The sequence below is a fragment of the uncultured Paracoccus sp. genome (genome assembly GCF_947496875.1).
Lineage (GTDB): Bacteria > Pseudomonadota > Alphaproteobacteria > Rhodobacterales > Rhodobacteraceae > Paracoccus.
In genome coordinates, this window is record NZ_CANMEH010000001.1 from 343916 (window position 1) to 364054 (window position 20139).

General features: G+C 67.6%; 18 protein-coding genes and 1 pseudogene. 13 read left to right on the plus strand and 6 right to left on the minus strand.

What is annotated here, in order from left to right; translation table 11 throughout:
• The first annotated feature begins 75 nt into the window (after nucleotides 1-75).
• Nucleotides 76-1242 (plus strand): M20 aminoacylase family protein, encoded by a 1167-nt coding sequence (locus tag Q0938_RS01635; RefSeq protein WP_299358449.1) that lies wholly within the window; start codon nucleotides 76-78, stop codon nucleotides 1240-1242.
• A 69-nt stretch (nucleotides 1243-1311) separates the two neighbouring features.
• Here the strand turns inward: Q0938_RS01635 and lpdA are convergent, their stop codons facing one another.
• The 5 genes and pseudogenes from lpdA to Q0938_RS01660 form a co-directional block, all read right to left on the minus strand.
• The gene (gene lpdA / locus Q0938_RS01640; RefSeq protein WP_299358451.1) at nucleotides 1312-2703 is read right to left on the minus strand and encodes a dihydrolipoyl dehydrogenase; all 1392 of its coding nucleotides are present in this window, start codon (nucleotides 2701-2703) and stop codon (nucleotides 1312-1314) included.
• A 48-nt stretch (nucleotides 2704-2751) separates the two neighbouring features.
• On the minus strand, nucleotides 2752-3324 hold the full coding sequence (locus tag Q0938_RS01645) for a DUF924 family protein (RefSeq protein ID WP_299358719.1): 573 nt from the start codon (nucleotides 3322-3324) through the stop codon (nucleotides 2752-2754).
• Nucleotides 3325-3381: 57 nt separating this feature from the next.
• Nucleotides 3382-4581: pseudogene (locus tag Q0938_RS01650) on the minus strand (MFS transporter); the annotation flags it as partial.
• Nucleotides 4575-5636, minus strand: coding sequence for a tRNA preQ1(34) S-adenosylmethionine ribosyltransferase-isomerase QueA (queA, locus tag Q0938_RS01655; protein WP_299358453.1), 1062 nt, complete (start codon nucleotides 5634-5636; stop codon nucleotides 4575-4577). The pseudogene Q0938_RS01650 and the gene queA, both read right to left, overlap by 7 nt.
• An 80-nt stretch (nucleotides 5637-5716) precedes the next feature.
• Nucleotides 5717-6403 carry an HAD-IA family hydrolase gene (locus Q0938_RS01660; protein ID WP_299358455.1) on the minus strand — a complete coding sequence of 229 codons (687 nt, stop codon included), beginning with the start codon at nucleotides 6401-6403 and terminating at the stop codon, nucleotides 5717-5719.
• Nucleotides 6404-6511: 108 nt separating this feature from the next.
• Here Q0938_RS01660 and glmU point away from each other — a divergent pair, with 108 nt between their 5' ends.
• The 3 genes from glmU (at nucleotide 6512) to Q0938_RS01675 (ending at nucleotide 10357) form a co-directional block, all read left to right on the plus strand.
• Nucleotides 6512-7855: a bifunctional UDP-N-acetylglucosamine diphosphorylase/glucosamine-1-phosphate N-acetyltransferase GlmU gene (glmU, locus tag Q0938_RS01665; protein ID WP_299358457.1), complete on the plus strand. Its 1344-nt coding sequence runs from the start codon at nucleotides 6512-6514 to the stop codon at nucleotides 7853-7855.
• A 1-nt stretch (nucleotide 7856) separates the two neighbouring features.
• The gene (gene glmS, locus Q0938_RS01670) at nucleotides 7857-9674 is read left to right on the plus strand and encodes a glutamine--fructose-6-phosphate transaminase (isomerizing) (protein ID WP_299358459.1); all 1818 of its coding nucleotides are present in this window, start codon (nucleotides 7857-7859) and stop codon (nucleotides 9672-9674) included.
• 104 nt (nucleotides 9675-9778) lie between these two features.
• Nucleotides 9779-10357 carry a phosphatase PAP2 family protein gene (locus tag Q0938_RS01675; protein WP_299358461.1) on the plus strand — a complete coding sequence of 193 codons (579 nt, stop codon included), beginning with the start codon at nucleotides 9779-9781 and terminating at the stop codon, nucleotides 10355-10357.
• Between the two features lie 54 nt (nucleotides 10358-10411).
• Here the strand turns inward: Q0938_RS01675 and Q0938_RS01680 are convergent, their stop codons facing one another.
• Nucleotides 10412-10948 (minus strand): hypothetical protein, encoded by a 537-nt coding sequence (locus tag Q0938_RS01680; RefSeq protein WP_299358463.1) that lies wholly within the window; start codon nucleotides 10946-10948, stop codon nucleotides 10412-10414.
• A 129-nt stretch (nucleotides 10949-11077) separates the two neighbouring features.
• On the opposite strand from Q0938_RS01680, the gene moaA reads away from it, so the two are divergent.
• From moaA to Q0938_RS01725, 9 genes are all read left to right on the plus strand, one after another.
• The gene (gene moaA / locus Q0938_RS01685) at nucleotides 11078-12106 is read left to right on the plus strand and encodes a GTP 3',8-cyclase MoaA (RefSeq protein ID WP_299358721.1); all 1029 of its coding nucleotides are present in this window, start codon (nucleotides 11078-11080) and stop codon (nucleotides 12104-12106) included.
• A 158-nt stretch (nucleotides 12107-12264) separates the two neighbouring features.
• Nucleotides 12265-15174: an excinuclease ABC subunit UvrA gene (uvrA, locus tag Q0938_RS01690; protein ID WP_299358465.1), complete on the plus strand. Its 2910-nt coding sequence runs from the start codon at nucleotides 12265-12267 to the stop codon at nucleotides 15172-15174.
• A 166-nt stretch (nucleotides 15175-15340) separates the two neighbouring features.
• A complete protein-coding gene (locus Q0938_RS01695; protein WP_299358467.1) occupies nucleotides 15341-15706 on the plus strand; it encodes an NADH-quinone oxidoreductase subunit A in 366 nt (121 codons plus the stop codon).
• Between the two features lie 74 nt (nucleotides 15707-15780).
• Nucleotides 15781-16323, plus strand: coding sequence for an NADH-quinone oxidoreductase subunit B family protein (locus tag Q0938_RS01700; RefSeq protein WP_299358723.1), 543 nt, complete (start codon nucleotides 15781-15783; stop codon nucleotides 16321-16323).
• A 5-nt stretch (nucleotides 16324-16328) separates the two neighbouring features.
• Nucleotides 16329-16976: an NADH-quinone oxidoreductase subunit C gene (locus tag Q0938_RS01705; RefSeq protein WP_299358469.1), complete on the plus strand. Its 648-nt coding sequence runs from the start codon at nucleotides 16329-16331 to the stop codon at nucleotides 16974-16976.
• The gene (locus tag Q0938_RS01710; protein WP_299358471.1) at nucleotides 16976-18214 is read left to right on the plus strand and encodes an NADH-quinone oxidoreductase subunit D; all 1239 of its coding nucleotides are present in this window, start codon (nucleotides 16976-16978) and stop codon (nucleotides 18212-18214) included. The genes Q0938_RS01705 and Q0938_RS01710 overlap by 1 nt, the downstream gene beginning before the upstream one ends.
• A 50-nt stretch (nucleotides 18215-18264) precedes the next feature.
• Complete coding sequence (nuoE, locus tag Q0938_RS01715) at nucleotides 18265-19140, plus strand: NADH-quinone oxidoreductase subunit NuoE (protein ID WP_299358474.1); 876 nt, start codon at nucleotides 18265-18267, stop codon at nucleotides 19138-19140.
• 7 nt (nucleotides 19141-19147) lie between these two features.
• Nucleotides 19148-19903 (plus strand): hypothetical protein, encoded by a 756-nt coding sequence (locus tag Q0938_RS01720; protein WP_299358476.1) that lies wholly within the window; start codon nucleotides 19148-19150, stop codon nucleotides 19901-19903.
• Nucleotides 19900-20130, plus strand: coding sequence for a DUF5337 domain-containing protein (locus Q0938_RS01725; RefSeq protein WP_299358478.1), 231 nt, complete (start codon nucleotides 19900-19902; stop codon nucleotides 20128-20130). Before Q0938_RS01720 ends, Q0938_RS01725 begins: the two co-directional genes overlap by 4 nt.
• Nucleotides 20131-20139 lie beyond the last annotated feature (9 nt).

Genomic DNA, 20139 nt, shown 5'->3' on the forward strand with positions numbered 1-20139 from the left:
TGCCGGATTGCCGCCTCGCGCGCGCTTGCAGCGGGACGGCTGTCGCGGCACGGTGGCGCGGAAGGAGAGACTGAAATGCCCGTCAAGAACCGCATGGCCGAACTGCTGCCCGAGATCACCGCATGGCGGCAGGATTTCCACCGCCATCCCGAACTGATGTACGAGGTTCACCGGACCGCGGGCCGGGTGGCCGAGCTGTTGCGCAGCTTCGGCCTGGACGAAGTGGTCGAAGGCGTCGGCCAGACCGGTGTGGTCGGTGTCATCAGGGGACGGTCCGATCGCAACGGTCGGGTGATCGGGCTGCGCGCCGACATGGACGCCTTGCCGATCAACGAGATTACCGGGCGGGACTATGCCTCTGGCACCCCCGGGGTCATGCATGCCTGCGGACATGACGGGCATACCTCGATGCTGCTGGGCGCGGCCAAGTACCTGGCCGAGACGCGCAATTTCGACGGCATGGCCGTGCTGATCTTCCAGCCGGCGGAAGAGGGCGGGGGCGGCGGGTTGGCCATGGTGAATGACGGTCTGGTCGACCGGTGGGGCATCCAGGAATTCTACGCCATGCACAACATGCCGGGATTGCCGACCGGCAGTTTCGCCATCCGGGACGGCGCCATGATGGCCGCGGCGGACCAGTTCGACATCGTCGTGACCGGCAAGGGCGGTCACGCGGCGAAGCCCAACGACGGCATCGACACGACCCTGGTTGCCGCGCAGATGATCGTCGCCCTGCAATCGATCGTCTCGCGCAACGTCGACCCGCTGAAAAGCGCCGTGCTGTCGGTCTGTGTCGTTCAGACGGACAGCACCGCCCACAACGTCATCCCGCAGGTCGTCCGGTTGAAGGGCACGGCCCGCAGCCTGGACGCGCAGGTGCGCGACCAGCTGGAGGAAGGCGTCAGCCGGGTCGTGCAGGGGGTCGCGGCCGCCTATGGCGCCACCGCCGAGGTCGATTTCAGGCGGGGCTATCCGGTCACCGTGAACGATCCCGACGCGATGCAGCATGCCGCGCAGGTCGCCCGGCAGGTGGCCGGCGATGTCGATCTGACGGTCGAACCGATGATGGCCGGCGAGGATTTCAGCTACATGCTGGAAAAGCGACCGGGGGCCTACATCTTCCTGGGGAACGGCGACTCGGCCATGCTGCATCACGGCGCCTATGATTTCGACGACAACGCGATTCCGTTCGGGTCGAGCTGGTACGCGGAGATCGTCGAGGCGCGAATGCCCGTGGCCTAGGGCAGCAGGGCAGAACCCGCCCAAGCACCTGCCACGACTGGCGGCCGGGGGCGCCGAGCCAACCTTGGTTCAGAAATGGACGGCGCGGCCGTAGGCGTCCAGAACCGCCTCGTGCATCGTCTCGGACAGGGTGGGATGCGGGAACACCGTTTCCATCAGCTCGGCCTCGGTGGTTTCCAGCGTCTGCCCGATCGCATAGCCTTGGATCAGTTCGGTGACCTCGGCGCCCACCATGTGGGCGCCCAGCAGTTCGCCGGTCTTGGCATCGAAGACCGTCTTGACCATGCCCTCGGGTTCGCCCAGCGCGATCGCCTTGCCGTTTCCGATGAAGGGGAACTTGCCGACGCGGATCTCGTGACCGGCCGCGCGCGCCTTTTCCTCGGTCAACCCCACGGATGCGATCTGCGGATGACAGTAGGTGCAGCCGGGGATCGACTGCGGGCGGACCGGGTGCGGCTTGCCGCCGGCGACCAGTTCCGCCACCATGACGCCCTCGTGGCTGGCCTTGTGGGCGAGCCAAGGCGCCCCGGCGACGTCGCCGATCGCGTAGATCCCGTCGACGCCGGTGCGGCAGTATTCATCCACGACGATGTGGGTGCGATCGATCTTCAGCCCGACCTCCTCGAACCCGCAATCCTCGACATTGCCGACGATCCCCACGGCAGAAATCACCGTGTCGAATTCAAGCTTCTCGGTCTTGCCGTCCGCCTCGATATGCGCGGTAATCTTGTCCTTGGCGCGGTCCAGCTGCTTCACCGACGCCTTTTCCATGATCGTCATGCCCTGCTTCTGGAACTGCTTCCGGGCAAAGGCGGCGATCTCGGCGTCCTCGACGGGCAGGATGCGGTCCATCACCTCGACGACCGTCGTCTTCGCACCGAGCGTGTTGTAGAAGCTGGCGAACTCGATGCCGATCGCGCCCGATCCGATGACCAGCAGCTTCTTGGGCATATGCGGGGGCACCAGCGCGTCGCGATAGCTCCACACCAACTCTCCGTCGGCCTCCAGCCCGGGCAGGTTGCGGGCCCGCGCGCCGGTGGCAATCACGACGGTTTTCGCCTCGATGTCGTCCTGGCCCTTTTCGGTCCGGACGGACACCTTGCCCGGCGCCGTCACCCGGGCCTGTCCGGCGATCACCGTGACCTTGTTCTTCTTCAGCAGATGCGCAACCCCGCCCGACAGCTGCTTTGCCACGCCCCGCGACCGCTTGACGACGGCGTCGAGATCATAGCCGATCCCCTCGGCCTTGAGCCCGAACTCCTTGGCGCGCTCCATCAGGTGAAACACCTCGGAGGAGCGCAGCATCGCCTTGGTCGGGATGCAGCCCCAGTTCAGGCAGATCCCGCCCAGCTCCGCGCGCTCGACCACCGCGACCTTCAGGCCCAGCTGCGCGGCCCTGATCGCGCAGACATAGCCGCCCGGCCCCGATCCGATCACCACCATGTCGAATGACTGCGCCATGTTGTCCCCGTCTGAACCGAACCTCGCCCGACTGGAACTGTTGCAGGGTCAGTCCAGATCGGCAAGGTCCAGCTTGCCCGAGACAAGCGCGCCGTAACCGCCTGCCTCCATCACCCGCTGTTCGTCGGGCGTGGGGGTCCGGCCCAGGGCCTCGTTGCGCCACGGAAAGCGCCCGAACCGTGCGATGGTGTCGCGGTGCAGTTGCGCGTGCCGCAGATTTTCACCGGGCATCCGCTCGGCGAACAGCGCCACCGCCCGATCCTGCAGCGCCAGATCCTCGGCGTGCTCGTAGGGCAGGTAGAAGAACTGGCGGGCAGGTTCGCCAGTCGCCAGATCGTACCCGTCCGCGATGGCCCGGTCGGCAATCGACTGCGCCAGGTCGTCGGTCGCGAACGCGCGCGGGTCGCCCCGGAACATGTTGCGCGGGAACTGGTCGGTCAGGATCAACGCGGCCAGGGCTCCCTCGGGCGTGTCGGCCCACTCGTCCGCCAGACGCCGGGCCTCCTGCCAGGCGATCATGAACCGGCTGCGGATTTCGTCGTCAACAGCGTCGCTCTGCACGTACCAGCCCTTGGGGCCGACCTCGTCCAGCCAGAAACGGTTGATTTCGTCAGGGGTCATGCGGAACTCGGCTGCTGGATCGGTGGGGCCGTCGCCGGCCTCGGACAGGGCGGTCTCGACGGCCAGGGTGGTGGCCGAGGGCGACAGCACGGCGAACGCCCCGGTATCGGCAGGGGCCGGCGCCGCCCGTTGGGTCATACGCCAGGCCGCATAGCCGGACAAGCCGGCCAGCAGGATGCCCATGTACATCCAGAATCCGTCCGGGCCCACCGCCGACATCAGCCAGCCGGTCAGGATCGGCCCGAAGAACGACCCGCCCCCGTTGATCAGCAGCAGCCCGGCCGAGGCCGCGGCCATGTCCGCGGCCTCCAGAAAGTCGTTGGTATAGGCGATCAGCAGCGAATAGACCGGGTTCGCCACCCCGCCAAGCAGCGCGGCGGCCACCAGATAGCCCCAGATCGTCGTGTCGGTCACGATCACCGTTCCAGTGACGATCGTGCCGAACACCGCCAGCGCCATGATCAGCACCCGCCGGTCCATCCGGTCCGAAATCCAGCCGATCGGGTACTGGAACAGCAGCCCGCCCAGCCAGATGGCGGCGACAAAGGCCGAGATGTCGCGCACGCTCAGCTGCATCACCGAACCCCAGACCGAGGCCATGCCCAGCAGCGCCGCAAACACGCCCCCCATCAGGAAGATGCCGATGCACCCAAGCGGCGACGCGCGATAGAGCCGCGCGATGCTCATCGGGGCGATCGTCTCGAACCGCGGCGCCGGGGTCGAGGCCAGCAGGATCGGGGTGAAGGCCAGCGACACCAGCACCGAGGGAATGACGAACAGCAGCCATCCACCGGGGTCGCCGACGTTCATCAGCAGCTGCGCGGTGACCAGGCCCAGCATCTGCACGATCATGTAGGTCGACATGGTCTGGCCGCGATTCTCGTTGGTAGCGCCCGCGTTCAGCCAGCTTTCGGCGGTGATGTAGACGCCGCAGAACGAGAACCCGATGAGGAAGCGCAGCAGCGCCCAGATCATCCAGTTGGGCGCGGCGGCATACAGGATCAGGACCGCCGAGATCAGCGAGCCGAGCGCCGCAAAGACCCGCACATGCCCGACCCGCTGGATCAACCCGGGCACGACCAGGCTGCCTGCGACGAACCCGCCGAAATAGAACGCCATGACCAGCGCCATCCGGTTCGTGGGAATGCCCTCGATCCCGCCGCGGATCCCCAGCAGCGTGCCCTGCATTCCGTTGCCGACCATCAGCAGCAGGATGCCCAGCAGCAGCGGCCAGGCCGATCGCATCACCGTCAGCATGAGGCCTCCGGAATCAGCAGCGAGGCGTCGCCGTAGCTGAAGAACCGATAACCCTGTGCGATCGCGTGCGCGTAGATGCCGTCGATGCACTCCTTTTCCATCAGGGCGGAAACCAGCATCAGCAGGGTGGATCTGGGCAGGTGGAAATTCGTCATCAGGGCATCCGTCACCCGGAACCGGTAGCCGGGATAGATGAAGATTTCTGTCATGTCGTCATAGGGGTGGACGATTCCCCGCTCGTCCGCGGCGGTTTCGATCAGCCGCAGCGCGGTGGTGCCCACCGGAATGACCCGCCGGCCCGCGGCGCGCGCCGCATTGATCGCCGCCGCGGCATCCGCCGTGACCTGGCCTCGTTCCCCGTGCATGCGATGCGTCGTCACGTCATCCACCTTGACCGGCAGGAAGGTTCCGGCGCCGACATGCAGCGTCACCGTGGTCGTCTCGACACCCCGGTCCTTCAGCCGGTCCAGCAGCGGCTGGTCGAAATGCAGGCTGGCGGTGGGCGCGGCGACCGCCCCCGACTGCCGTGCCCAGACCGTCTGATAGTCCGTCCGGTCCTGGGCGTCGGGCGGCCGCATGGCGGCGATGTAGGGGGGCAGCGGCATGGCGCCGACGCGCTCAAGGGCCGTGTCCAGCGCATCCGCACCGACACCGAAACGCAGCGTGAGGTCGGTCTCGGTCACGCCCGTGACCTCGGCCGACAGCTCCGCGTCGAACCGGATGACCTCTCCGGCGCGCAGCTTTCGCAGGGGTCTGGCAAGTGCCCGCCACTGCCCGTCCGCCGTGGGCTCCAGCAGCGTGACCTCGACGCGCGCCGTCACCTCGCCCTGCGCCGTGGCGCGGGTGCGGCTGCCGCTCAGCCGGGCGGGAATCACCCGTGTGTCGTTCAGGACGAGCAGGTCACCAGGGCGCAGATGATCCGGCAGATCGGCAACGCTGGCGTCGGTGATGGCGCGTCCATGTGCGACAAGCAGCCGTGCCGCGCTGCGCGGCCGGGCGGGACGCGTCGCGATCAATGCTTCGGGCAGGTGGAAGTCGAAGTCGGACAGCTGCATCCGGGGCTTGTCGGCGCGCTGCCCGGGCAGGTCAAGCCGGGGGCGGTCACGGCGCCGTGCCCGCCGCGGCTGGGCGACCGTCAGCCGACCGGCACGGCCAGCCAGCGATCGGCCAGCGCCGGCAGTGCCGCGAAATCCGGCAGCAGGTGGTCCGGCTTCAGTCGCTCGATCCCGCTCCCTTCGGGTCCGAAGCCGACAAGGGCCACGCGCACGCCCGCAGCGCGCGCGGTCCGCACGTCGGTTTCGGTGTCGCCCACCAGGAAAGATCGTACGATCTGGCCGCCGGCCCGATCCACGGCGGCCCGGTAGGGTGCCGCATCCGGCTTGCGCACCGGCAACGTGTCGGCCCCGATCATGGCGTGGAACCGGTCGCGCACGTCCAGCGCGCGCAGCAGCCGTTCAGCAAGGTCGGCGGGCTTGTTGGTGCAGACCGCAAGACGGAACCCGGCCCGCTGCAGCGCGTCCAGCGCCGGCAGCACCCCGTCATACAGGCGTGTGTGGCGCGCGATGTCGGCCGCATAGAACTCGAGCAGCCGGGGATAATCCGCATCTTCGGCATCCGGCGGCAGGATGGTGTCGGCGGGGATCCGCGCATAGCCCGCCCGCAGCATCGCCCGGCCGCCGTGAAAGGCAATCCGCGCGTCGGCGACCGGGTCCAGCAGATCGTCCAGCCCGCGCGAGCGGAAGCAGCCGTTCGCGGCGGCCACCAGGTCGGCGGCGGTATCGGCCAGGGTGCCGTCCAGATCGAAGACCACCGTTCCCGTCATCAGCCGAAACCTTTCGTCAGAGCTTGTGACCGCTGCAGCCCTTGCCGCGGCCGTCGCGGCGTAGGTAGAACGCGCCAGCCGAAACATGAACCGGGAATTGGGGCAGACATGACGGAAAGCTCGGTCGCATTGATCGTTCTTGCGGCGGGGCAGGGCAGCCGGATGCTATCGGACCTGCCCAAGGTGCTGCATCGCCTCGGGGGTGTCCCGCTGGTCGGGCATGCGCTGGCGGCGGGCCGCAGCGTCGATCCCGATCGGGTTGTGGTGGTCGCGGGCCATGGCGCCGAGGCGGTGACGCGGGCCGTTGCGCGGCTCGACCCCGACGCCCGAGTGGCGTTGCAGCCCGAACAGCTGGGCACCGGCCATGCGGTGGCGCAGGCGCTGCCCTTGCTGGAGGACTTCGACGGCAGGGTGCTGGTGCTTTATGGCGACACGCCGTTCGTTGCGCCCGAGACGCTTGCGGCGCTGGCGTCCCACCCGGCCGATGTCGTCGTTCTGGGATTCAACGCGGCCGATCCGGGTCGATACGGCCGGCTGGTCGTACGGGATGGCGCGCTGGACCGGATCGTCGAGTTCAAGGATGCCGATCCGGCCACCCGGCAGATCACCCTGTGCAATTCCGGCGTGCTGGCAATGGACGCGGCCCTGCTGCGCGAATTCGTCGGTCGCCTGGGCAACGACAACGCTGCGGGGGAGTACTATCTGACCGACGTTGTCGGGCTGGCCCGGGCCGAGGGCCGCAGTGCCGCCGTGGTGACGTGCGACGAGGCGGAGACGCTGGGGATCAACACCCGCGCCGAACTGGCTGCGGCCGAGGCGCAGTTCCAGCAGCGCCGGCGTGCCGAGGCGCTGGAGGACGGCGTCACGATGTCCGATCCCGCAACAGTCTGGTTTGCGCTGGACACGGTGGTAGGGCGCGACGCGGTGATCGGCCAGAACGTGGTGTTCGGGCCGGGCGTCACCATCGAGAGCGGTGCCGAGATCCTGCCGTTCTGCCACCTGGAAGGCTGCCACGTCTCGTCAGGCGCAACCGTCGGGCCCTTTGCCCGCCTGCGGCCCGGAGCCGAGCTGGGCGGGGACGTTCATGTCGGCAATTTCGTCGAGATCAAGAACAGCGTGCTCGATGAGGGCGTCAAGGTCGGCCACCTCACCTATCTCGGCGATGCATGGGTGGGCGAGCGCGCGAATATCGGGGCGGGCACGGTGACCTGCAACTACGATGGAGTCGGCAAGCACCGGACGGAAATCGGTCCGGACGCGTTCATCGGATCGGACACGATGCTGGTCGCGCCGGTGCGGATCGGCGCGCGGGCGATGACCGGGTCGGGTTCGGTCATCACCCAGGACGTGCCTGACGACGCCCTGGGTTTGGGGCGGGCCAGGCAGGTGGTGAAGCCGGGGCTCGCCGCAAGGATCATGCAGGCGCTGCGCGCCGGAAAGGAAACGACCTGAGATGTGCGGTATCGTCGGAATCCTGGGCAGGAACCAGTGCGCCCCGCAACTCGTCGAGGCGCTGAAGCGGATGGAATATCGCGGCTACGACAGTGCCGGCATCGCGACGGTGGACGACCGGGGCGTGCTCGATCGTCGCCGCGCAGTGGGCAAGCTGGTCAATCTGTCCGACCTGCTGGTCAAGGCGCCGCTGGAGGGCAAGGCGGGCATCGGCCACACCCGCTGGGCAACGCACGGGGCAGCCACCGAGGGCAATGCCCATCCGCATCGGCACGGCGCCGTCGCGGTGGTCCATAACGGCATCATCGAGAATTTCCGCGAACTGCGCGCCGAACTGGCGGCGCAGGGGATCGTCGCCCAGTCCGAAACCGACACCGAGACGGTGGCCCTGCTGACCGGCCACTACATGGACCAGGGGATGAACCCGGTGCAGGCGGTGCGGGCGACGCTAGCCCGGCTGCGCGGCGCCTTTGCGCTGGCCTTCCTGTTCGAGGGCGAGGGCGACCTGATGATCGGGGCGCGCAAGGGATCGCCCTTGGCGGTCGGGCAAGGCGACGGCGAGATGTATCTGGGATCGGATGCGATCGCCCTGGCGCCGTTCACGGACCGGATCACCTATCTGGAGGACGGCGACCACGTCGTGCTGAGCCGCGCGACCGCGCAGATCTTTGACAGCGAAGGTCGGCAGGTGAACCGCGGCGCGGCGCGGATCGACATTGGCGCGACCGCCATCGACAAGGCCGGCTACCGCCACTTCATGGCCAAGGAGATCGCCGAGCAGCCGGGCGTGCTGGGCGATGCGCTGAGCCACTACGTGAAGGATGGCCGGATCGTGCTGCCCGACGCGATCGATTTCAGCCGGGTCGATCGGCTGACGATGATCGGGTGCGGCACGGCGTTCTATGCCGCCTCGGTGGCGAAGTACTGGTTCGAGCAGTTGGCCGGGTTGCCCTGCGATGTCGATGTCGCGTCCGAGTTCCGCTATCGCGAGCCGCCGCTGTCGCCGTCCAGCTGGACGATCTGCGTCAGCCAGTCGGGCGAGACCGCGGATACGCTGGCGGCGCTGCACTATTGCCGCGGCAAGGTCGCGCAGACCGTGGCTGTGGTGAATGTCGGCACATCGGCGATCGCGCGGGATTCGGACATCGCGCTGCCGATCCTTGCAGGGGTCGAGGTCGGGGTTGCCTCCACCAAGGCCTTTACCTGCCAGCTGGCGGTGCTCGCGGTCCTCGCGCTGAAGGCCGCGGCGGACCGGGGCCGGCTGGATCCGGCGGCGTTGCAGGGCCACCTGGACGACCTGCTCGCCGTGCCGGCGCTGGTCAGCCAGGCCGTGACGGCAGGCGAGGATTGCCGCAGCCTGGCGGACTGGTTGTCCGAGGCGCAGGACGTGCTGTTCCTGGGGCGCGGCGCCCTCTATCCCATCGCGCTGGAAGGCGCGCTGAAGCTCAAGGAAATCAGTTATATCCACGCAGAAGGCTATGCCTCGGGCGAGCTCAAGCATGGCCCGATCGCGCTGATCGATCGCAATGTCCCCGTCGTGGTGCTGGCGCCCAGCGATCCCTTGTTCGAGAAGACGGTGTCGAACATGCAGGAGGTGATGGCCCGTCACGGGCAGGTCTTGCTGGTGTCCGACGCGCAAGGGATCGAGGTGGCCGCAGAGGGGACGCATGCAACGCTGACGATGCCGTCGGGCGGCGGGGTGTTTGCGCCGATCGTCTATGCGGTGCCGATGCAGTTTCTGGCTTATCACACCGCCGTCGCCAAGGGCACCGATGTCGATCAGCCCCGCAACCTGGCGAAGTCGGTCACGGTCGAATAGGCGCTGGCGCACCCTGCCTTTCCGAACTGCCGGGTGGCCGGTTCGACGCTGGTGAGGCTGCTCCACGCCCGGCAACTTACCCGCGCCGCTTGCGTTGACCCGGCATGGACCAGAACATCATCGAAGACATCCACGACGCGGACGTGGCCATCGCCGTCCAGGCCGGCCGGTATCGCGACAATCCGGCGGTGGAGGCGGCCGGCGAGGCCAGCGAGATCGCCGACCAGCCGCCCGCCTTCACCCTTGCCGCAGCCGCGGTCGCGCTCGGCCTTGCAACGGGTCGTCCGCGGCTGATCGAGGGCGGCGCGCGGACGCTCGCGGCGCTGTTCGTGGCCACGCGGATCAAGTCGGCGATCAAGTCCCGCGTGGTGCGGACCCGCCCGTACAAGCTGCTGGATGAGGGGGAGTACGAGACAGGGCTGAGCGGACCCGACGAACGCGACTACAACTCGTTCCCTTCGGGACACACGGCCGATGCCGTGGCCGCGGCGCGCGCGGTGTCACGGGTTGCGCCGGACCTGGCAGTTCCGCTGTACTTGGGCGCGGCGGCGATCGGGGCGATCCAGATCCCGCGGGCCACCCATCACCTTGCCGACGTGGTCGCCGGCGCCGCCGTCGGCCTTGTCGCCGAGGCGCTGGTGGACGGCGGCGTCCGCCTGGTGAAACGCGGGCTGAACGACTGAACCGGGGTCTGTTACCCGGTCCGTATCGGTCCAGCCGTCAGGTCAGCCACGGCGTCAGGCGCCCCAGACCTCGATCTCGGGCAGGTCGGTCAGGCTGGCGCCGATCATCTGCAGGGCCGGCAGGGAGACCTGGCTGCCGGCCGTTGGCGGCCCGTCCAGCGGGATCAGGTCGACATTGGCGGACTTGCCGGTGGCCGGGTTGACGATCCGTCCCTTGCCGGGCGCGCGAACCAGCGGCGTCTTGATCCAGAACCCGCTTTGCGCGGCGTCGCCCAGCGAGGCGATCGTGGTTCCCAGCTTCTGACCCGACCCGCCGGCGCTGGCGGCCTGCGCCTTCTCGGCGGCCGTGGTGGTATCCAGCTGTGCCACGGTCCTCGCTGCGGGCTGCGGCAGGCTGCCGGATTGCGGCGGCGTGGCGATCAGCACGGCATCGCCGTCCGCGGTCGGTGCGGCGACGATGGTGGTGCCTTCGCTGGTCGTCACCTGGCTGACGACGGGGCGCGGCGCCGGGGTGGTGGGGGATGATCCCAGCTGGTCGCAGGCGGCGATCGCCATCACGGGCAGGATCAGGCTCAGTCGAAGGAACGTCATGGCGAGGCCTCTTGCTAGCTGTCCAGCAGGCTTGCCACGCGCCCGGCCCCCCGTCCATCCGTCCCCGCATGCCGGCGCGCGCGTCAGGCGACGCTTGTGCCGATCAGGCCACGCCCCTATCTTGCCCGGATGAACGCGCCCACGCCCCAGATTGCCCCGCGCGCCACCCCGTTGATCGATCCGTTCGCTCGGCCGATCACCTATCTGCGGGTTTCCGTCACCGATCGCTGCGATTTTCGCTGCACCTACTGCATGGCCGAGCACATGCAGTTCCTGCCGAAAGCCGAGCTGCTGACGCTGGAGGAGCTGGAGCGGCTCTGTGGTGCCTTTGTCGATCTGGGCGTCCGCAAGCTGCGCATCACCGGTGGCGAGCCGCTGGTGCGCCGGAACATCATGTCGTTCTTCGAGGTGATGTCTCGCCGGCTGGGACAGGGTCTGGACGAACTGACGCTGACCACCAACGGTAGCCAGCTTGGCCGCTTTGCCCGGCAACTGGCGGATTATGGGGTGCGCCGGGTCAACGTGTCGCTGGACACGCTGGACCACGACAAGTTCGCGGCGATCACCCGCTGGGGGCGGCTGCCGCAGGTCCTGGACGGCATCGCGGCAGCCAAGGCTGCCGGGCTGCGCGTCAAGATCAACACCGTGGCGCTGAAGGGTTTCAACGAGGATGAGCTGTTCTCGCTGCTCGACTGGTGTGCGGGCGAGGGTCACGACCTGACCTTTATCGAGGTCATGCCGATGGGCGATATCGGGGGCGAGGATCGGCTGGACCAGTACTGGCCGCTGTCCGATTTGCGGGCACGGCTTGCCGAGCGCTTCACCCTGACCCCGCTGGCCGAACGGACCGGGGGGCCGGCCCGCTATGTGCGGCTCGAGGAAACCGGGCAGAAGATCGGCTTCATCACCCCGCTGACCCACAATTTCTGTGAAAGCTGCAACCGCGTGCGCGTCACCTGTACCGGCGAACTGTTCATGTGCCTGGGGCAGGAGGATCGCGCCGACCTGCGCTCCCCCCTGCGCGACAGCCCCGGTGACGAGCGGCTCAAGGATGCCATTCGGGCGGCGATCGCCCGCAAGCCCAAGGGCCACGATTTCGATTACTCCCGCGGCGTGGGCGGAAAGATGGCCCGGCACATGAGTCACACCGGCGGCTGAGCCGTTACGGACCGGGCTTGGCGGGCTCGGGTATCGCCACCATTCCGCTTTGCCCCGCGACGGAACCCATCTCCGCAGTTCCAGCTTTGTTCCGAACGGGCAGTTGTCTTTCCGCGCCCCATGCCTATCTGATGCGCTTGTCCCGAAAAGGCCGGCCCATGGAACAGAAGTTCATCGAGATCCGCGGCGCGCGTGAACACAACCTCAAGGGCGTGGACCTGGACATCCCCCGCGATCGGCTGGTGGTGATCACCGGCCTGTCCGGATCGGGCAAGTCCAGCCTCGCCTTCGACACCATCTATGCCGAGGGCCAGCGCCGCTATGTCGAAAGCCTGTCGGCCTATGCCCGGCAGTTCCTGGACATGATGGGCAAGCCGGACGTCGACCACATCAGCGGCCTGTCGCCGGCGATCTCGATCGAGCAGAAGACCACCTCGAAGAACCCGCGCTCGACGGTCGGCACCGTCACCGAGATCTACGACTATCTGCGGCTGCTGTTTGCGCGCGCCGGCACGCCCTATTCGCCGGCGACCGGATTGCCGATCGAGGCGCAGCAGGTGCAGGACATGGTCGACCGGGTGATGGCCCTGCCCGAGGGGACCCGCGCCTATCTGCTGGCCCCGATCGTACGCGACCGCAAGGGCGCCTATGAAAAGGAGCTGCTGGACCTGCGCAAGCGCGGCTTTCAGCGGGTCAAGATCGATGGCGCGTTCCACGAACTGGACAGCCCGCCCGCGCTGGACAAGAAGTTCCGGCACGACATCGACGTGGTGGTCGATCGGATCGTCGTGCGCGAGGGGCTGGAGACCCGGCTTGCCGACAGCTTGCGCACCGCGCTGGACCTGGCCGACGGGATCGCGGTGCTTGAAACGGCGCCCGCCGAAGGGGAGCCCGAGCGGATCACCTTCAGCGAGAATTTTGCCTGTCCGGTCAGCGGCTTCACCCTGCCCGAGATCGAACCACGGCTGTTTTCGTTCAACGCCCCGATGGGCGCCTGCCCGGCCTGCGACGGGCTGGGGATGGAGCTGTTCTTCGACGAGCGGCTGGTCGTGCCGGACACCGGGCTGTCGCTCGCCCAAGGGGCGCTGGCACCCTGGGCCAAGTCCAAGTCGGCCTATCTGACCCAGACAGTGAACGCGCTGGCCACCCATTACGGGTTCGACCGCCGCACCCCGTGGCGCGACCTGCCCGAACAGGTGCAGCAGGTGTTCCTGCACGGGTCCGGGACGGACGAGATCCGCTTCCGCTTCGACGATGCCGGCCGCATCTACGAGGTGACGCGCAGCTTCGAGGGCGTGATCCCGAACCTCCAGCGCCGGCTGCGCGAAACCGACAGTACATGGCTGCGCGAGGAGTTCGAGCGCTACCAGAACAACCGTCCCTGCCATGTCTGCGACGGGTATCGCCTGAAACCCGAGGCTCTGGCCGTGAAGGTCGGGACGCGCCATATCGGCGAGGTTGTCGCCCTGTCGATCCACGAGGCGCTGGCCTGGGTGAACGAGGCACCGGCGCAGCTGTCACGACAGAAGTCCGAGATCGCGGCCCCGATCCTCAAGGAGATCCGCGAGCGGCTGGGCTTCCTGGTCAATGTCGGGCTCGACTATCTGACGCTGAGCCGGGCGGCCGGCACGCTGTCCGGGGGGGAAAGCCAGCGGATCCGCCTCGCCAGCCAGATCGGCAGCGGCCTGACCGGGGTGCTCTACGTGCTGGACGAACCGTCGATCGGGCTGCACCAGCGCGACAACGACCGCCTGCTGGAAACGCTGAAGGGGCTGCGCGACGCCGGCAACAGCGTCATCGTGGTGGAGCATGACGAAGATGCCATCCGCCACGCCGACTACGTCTTCGACATGGGGCCTGGGGCGGGCGTGCATGGGGGCACGGTGGTCAGTCAGGGAACCCCCGACCAGATCGCGGCCGACCCGGCCAGCCTGACCGGCCAGTATCTGTCCGGCGCCCGCGAGATCCCGGTGCCGCGGGAACGACGGACCGGCAAGGGCAAGCTGGTCACCGTCGAGGGGGCGACCGGCAACAACCTGAAGGACGTGACCGTCGGTTTTCCGCTGGGAAAGTTCGTTTGCATCACCGGCGTATCGGGCGGTGGCAAGTCGACGCTGACGATCGAGACGCTGTTCAAGACGGCATCGATGCGGCTGAACGGCGCCCGCCAGACGCCCGCCCCTGCGCGGGCGATCAAGGGGCTGGAGCATCTCGACAAGGTCATCGACATCGACCAGCGTCCGATCGGCCGGACGCCCCGGTCGAATCCGGCCACCTATACCGGCGCCTATACCCATATCCGCGACTGGTTCGCCGGCCTGCCCGAATCCAAGGCGCGCGGCTACAAGCCGGGCCGGTTCAGCTTCAACGTCAAGGGCGGCCGTTGCGAGGCCTGCCAGGGCGACGGCGTCATCAAGATCGAGATGCACTTCCTGCCCGACGTCTATGTCACCTGCGAGACCTGCAAGGGGCAACGCTACAACCGCGAGACGCTGGAGGTCGAGTTCAAGGGCAAGTCCATCGCCGACGTCCTGGACATGACCATCGAGGAGGGGCAGGCGTTCTTCAAGGCGGTGCCGTCGATCCGGTCCAAGATGGACGCGCTGATGCAGGTGGGGCTGGGCTACGTGAAGGTCGGCCAGCAGGCCACCACCCTGTCGGGCGGCGAGGCGCAGCGGGTCAAGCTGGCCAAGGAACTGTCCCGCGCCTCGACCGGCAAGACGCTGTACATCCTCGACGAACCGACGACGGGCCTGCATTTCGACGATACGCGAAAGCTGCTCGAAGTCCTGCATTCGCTGGTCGATCAGGGCAACACGGTCGTCGTGATCGAACACAATCTCGACGTGATCAAGACCGCCGACTGGATCATCGACATCGGCCCCGAGGGCGGTGACGGCGGTGGCGTGATCGTCGCCGAGGGAACGCCGGAGGAGATCGCGGCTGTCCCGGAAAGCCACACCGGGCGTTACCTTGCCCCTCTGCTGGCGGAGGCCGAGCGCCGGCACGGGCCGGTCGCTGTCCCGCAGCCGAACCGCAAGCCGCGCCGGAAGATCGCGGCAGAGTGAGGCAATCGGGACCGCGGTGCAGCGGTCCTGATCGCATGCGACATAAGGTGACATCGCGGGGTGCCGGGCCGGCTCTCATTGACCCTGCGGCCCCGCGGGTCTAAACGGGCAACAGCCAATCCACCCGCGGCGGCGCCCCGGCCCCGCGACGTCAGGGAGATGCCGCGTGGACTATATTCTGTCCGAATATCTGCCTGTGCTTGTCTTTCTCGGCATGGCATCGGCGCTGGCGATCATCCTGGTGGTCGCTGCCGCCGTGATCGCGGTGCGCAATCCCGATCCCGAAAAGGTCAGCGCCTACGAATGCGGCTTCAACGCGTTCGACGATGCGCGGATGAAGTTCGACGTCCGGTTCTATCTGGTGTCGATCCTGTTCATTATCTTCGACCTCGAGGTCGCCTTCCTCTTTCCCTGGGCTGTCAGCTTCATGGGCCTGTCCGACGTCGCATTCTGGTCGATGATGGTGTTTCTGGCCGTGCTGACCGTGGGCTTTGCCTATGAATGGAAGAAGGGGGCCTTGGAATGGGCGTGATGGACAAGGGCGAACGCACCGGAACCGGCCCGGCGCATCACGGCGGCCATCCCACCGGGGTGCAGTCCGGCCTGATGTTTCCCGACGGCGTGCAGACCGGCCCGAACACGGCCGGACCCGACCGCGAGGTCGCGACCCAGGCGTTGAACCGTGAACTGCAGGACAAGGGCTTCCTGCTGACCACGACCGAGGACATCATCAACTGGGCGCGGAACGGATCGCTGCACTGGATGACGTTCGGGCTGGCCTGCTGCGCGGTCGAGATGATCCACGCCTCGATGCCGCGCTATGACCTGGAACGGTTCGGCACTGCACCCCGCGCCTCGCCGCGGCAGTCGGACCTGATGATCGTGGCCGGCACGCTGACCAACAAGATGGCGCCGGCGCTGCGCAAGGTCTATGACCAGATGCCGGAACCGCGCTACGTGATCTCGATGGGGTCCTGCGCGAACGGCGGCGGCTATTACCACTACAGCTACTCCGTCGTCAGGGGCTGCGACCGGATCGTCCCGGTGGACATCTATGTTCCGGGCTGTCCGCCCACCGCCGAGGCGCTGATGTACGGCGTCATGCAGCTGCAGCGGCGGATCCGCCGGACCGGCACGTTGGTGAGGTGAGCGAGATGGCGGTTTATCCCGATCTGGACACGCTGGCCGAACTTGGTGACCTGATCACGATGCGGCGCAAGAACGACGTGCTGTCCACGAAGATCGAGTTCGGCGAACTGACCCTGACCGCGAATGTGGGCAGCATCCCGGCGCTGGCCGGGTTCCTGCAGACCGACCAGACCTGTCGGTTCACGACGCTGGTCGACATCACCGCCGTGGATCATCCGAACCGCTCGGCCCGGTTCGACGTGGTATGGCACCTGCTGTCGATGTACACGAACCAGCGGATTCGCATCAAGGCAGCGGTCCGCGAGGACGAGCTGGTGCCGTCGCTGACCCGCGTCTATCCCTGCGCCAACTGGTTCGAGCGCGAGGTGTTCGACATGTTCGGCATCATGTTCTCCGGCCACCCGGACCTGCGGCGCATCCTGACCGATTACGGGTTCCAGGGTTTCCCGTTGCGCAAGGATTTCCCCACGACCGGCTATGTCGAGGTGCGCTATGATGACGGTGAAAAGCGCGTGGTGTACGAGCCCGTGAACCTGACGCAGGAATACCGGCAGTTCGACTTCCTGTCTCCGTGGGAAGGGGCCCGCTACGTCCTGCCCGGCGACGAGAAAGCCCCGGCGACCCTGGGCGTGACCGCGGAAGGGAAGAAGTGATGGACGGCGACATCCGCACCAACGCCTATGACGACGGCAGCACCGACCTGCTGGATGGCGAACAGCGCATCCGCAACTTCAACCTGAACTTCGGACCCCAGCATCCGGCCGCGCATGGCGTGCTGCGCCTCGTGCTGGAACTGGACGGCGAGGTGGTGGAGCGCGCCGACCCGCATATCGGCCTGCTGCATCGCGGCACCGAAAAGCTGATGGAGTCGCGCACCTACCTGCAGAACCTGCCGTATCTGGACCGGCTGGACTATGTCGCGCCCATGAACCAGGAGCACGCCTGGTGCCTGGCGATCGAGCGGCTGACCGGGGTCGAGATCCCGCGTCGCGCCTCGCTGATCCGGGTCCTGTACTCCGAGATCAGCCGCATCCTGAACCATCTGCTGAACCTGACGTCGCAAGCCATGGACGTCGGCGCGCTGACCCCGCCGCTGTGGGGTTACGAAGAGCGTGAGAAGCTGATGATCTTCTACGAGCGGGCGTCCGGAGCGCGGCTTCACGCGGCCTATTTCCGCCCGGGCGGGGTCCACCAGGACCTGCCGCCGGCGTTGCTGGACGACATCGACGACTGGGCCGTCGCATTCCCGCGCGTCGTCGACGATCTGCACAGCCTGCTGACCGAGAACCGGATCTTCAAGCAGCGCAATGTCGACATCGGCGTCGTCAAGGAACAGGACGTGCTGGACTGGGGCTATTCGGGCCCAATGGCGCGCGGATCGGGCCTGGCCTGGGACCTGCGGCGCAGCCAGCCCTACGAGTGCTACGACGAGTTCGAGTTCGAGGTCCCGGTCGGAACCAACGGCGACTGCTACGACCGTTACCTGATCCGGATGGAGGAGATGATCCAGTCCACCAGGATCATCCGCCAGGCCGTGGCCAAGCTGAAGGCCGAGCCCGCCGGCGACGTGCTGGCCCGCGGCAAGCTGACGCCGCCGCGCCGGGCCGAGATGAAGCGCGACATGGAAAGCCTGATCCACCACTTCAAGCTGTACACCGAGGGCTTCAAGGTGCCTGCCGGAGAGGTCTATGCCGCGGTCGAGGCGCCCAAGGGCGAGTTCGGCGTCTACATGGTGAGCGACGGCACGAACAAGCCGTACCGCGCCAAGCTGCGGGCCCCGGGCTATCTGCATCTGCAGTCGATCGACTGGCTGACCCGCGGCCACATGCTGGCCGACGTGGCCGCGGTGATCGGGTCCATCGACATCGTCTTCGGCGAGATCGACCGGTGAGCGGCGCGTTCCCTTTCCCCGTTCCGCATGCCAGTGGAGATCCTGCGTAGATGCTGCGCCGTCTTGCGAAAGAACAACCCGAGTCATTTGCGTTCACCTCCCGGAACCTCGCCTGGGCCCATGCGCAGATGTCGAAGTTTCCCGAGGGGCGGCAGCGCTCGGCGATCATCCCGCTGCTGTGGCGCGCGCAGGAACAGGAAGGCTGGCTGACCCGGCCGGCCATCGAGTACGTCGCCACCCTTCTGGACATGCCGTATATCCGGGCGCTCGAGGTCGCGACATTCTACTTCATGTTCCAGCTGCAGCCTGTCGGCCGCATCGCCAATGTCCAGATTTGCGGCACCACGACCTGCATGATCTGCGGTGCCGAGGATCTGGTCGCGTTTTGCAGGACCCGGATCGCGCCGACGCCCCACACCGTGTCGGCCGACGGCAATTTCAGCTGGGAAGAGGTCGAGTGCCTCGGCGCCTGCTCGAACGCGCCGATGGTGCAGATCGGCAAGGACTATTACGAGGATCTGACGGTCGAGAAGCTGTCGGCCCTGCTGGATGCGCTCGCCGCCGGCCAGCTGCCGGTGCCGGGCCCGCAGAACGGCCGGTTCTCGTCCGAGCCCAGTGGCGGCCCCGTGGCGCTGCGGGACACCCAAGGGGGCGAAGAGAACAACGCCTCGGTCGCGCTGGCGCTCAAGCAGCGCGACACGGTCAAGCGGATCGACGGGTCCGAGGCGCCGATCCTGACCCCCTGGCGGCGACAGCCCGACACGGATGAGGGCGATGGCGACGATAACGAGCCGGAACCGTCGCGCGGACGGCCGGCAGACGAAACCGGGGTGACCGTCCAGGAAGCCGCCGGCACCTCCGCCGCGCGGCCGCGGTCCAAGCGCGAGCCCGCCGGGGCGCCCGCCGACGCCAAGGACACCGAATAGGATCGCCATGACACAGGACATCTGCAAACGGAATTGCTGGATCGCCGGCGCGGCACTGGGCCTGCTGATCCTTGTCCTGAGCTGGACGGGCATGGGACTCGCGGGCGCACTGTTCCTGGCAATCATTGCCGGGGCGCTGTTCGGTGCGTTGCTGGTGTGGCTGGTCTGCAGTGGCGATAGGGGCTCCGCACCGGATCTGGTCGCGAGCGAGCCCGCGACGGCCGGCGGCGGGTCGGCCCCGGGCGGCAGGACATTGACGATCGACAGGGACGAGGATCCGGGGCCGGCCGAGACGGTGCTGATGGGAACGGCGCAGGCACCCGTGATACCGGTCGGGCAGCCGGCACCGCCGCGATCGATCGTGGCAGGAGCCACCCGGGATCAGACGCTGTCGCACGGCGCCGTCCGGGCTGCCACGGGGGGTGGTCAGGCGCCGACATTCGGCACCACCCAGGGCAATACCGCGGGGGCGTCCCCGGGACATACCGCTCAGGACTCGTCCGAGCCCGCGCCGGTGGCGGAGGACAGCCCGCTGGAGGACACCCGGGCGGTCATGGATGACCTGTCTGAATCGCAGGACCATAGAATGCCGGGTGAATCGGTGCGCTCGGCCGAACCCGGCGGCGTGCAGGACCAGCGGCCTCCCCGTGGACCGGACATGGAAGACCTGAACGACCCTTCCACGGTCGATGACGCGACCGGATTCTCCGAGGGCGAAGATTCCGGCGCCTACCGGGCGACCGACGCCGGGCCGCGGCCATGACAGGGCGCGGGTCACAGGACGACAGCGCCCAGATGCGACTGGTCGGGGCTGTCATCGCGCTGACGATGATCCTGTGGCTTGTGGCCAACTGGGCTGGCCGGCAGCTTGGCTGGCCGAGCCACTACGCCTTTCTGGCCGACATGGCCGCGATGGGGGCACTGATCTGGTCGCTTCTGGTGGTCTGGCGGATCTGGCGCCGGCGCACCGGCAGCCCGCACCAACAATAGGACGACGAC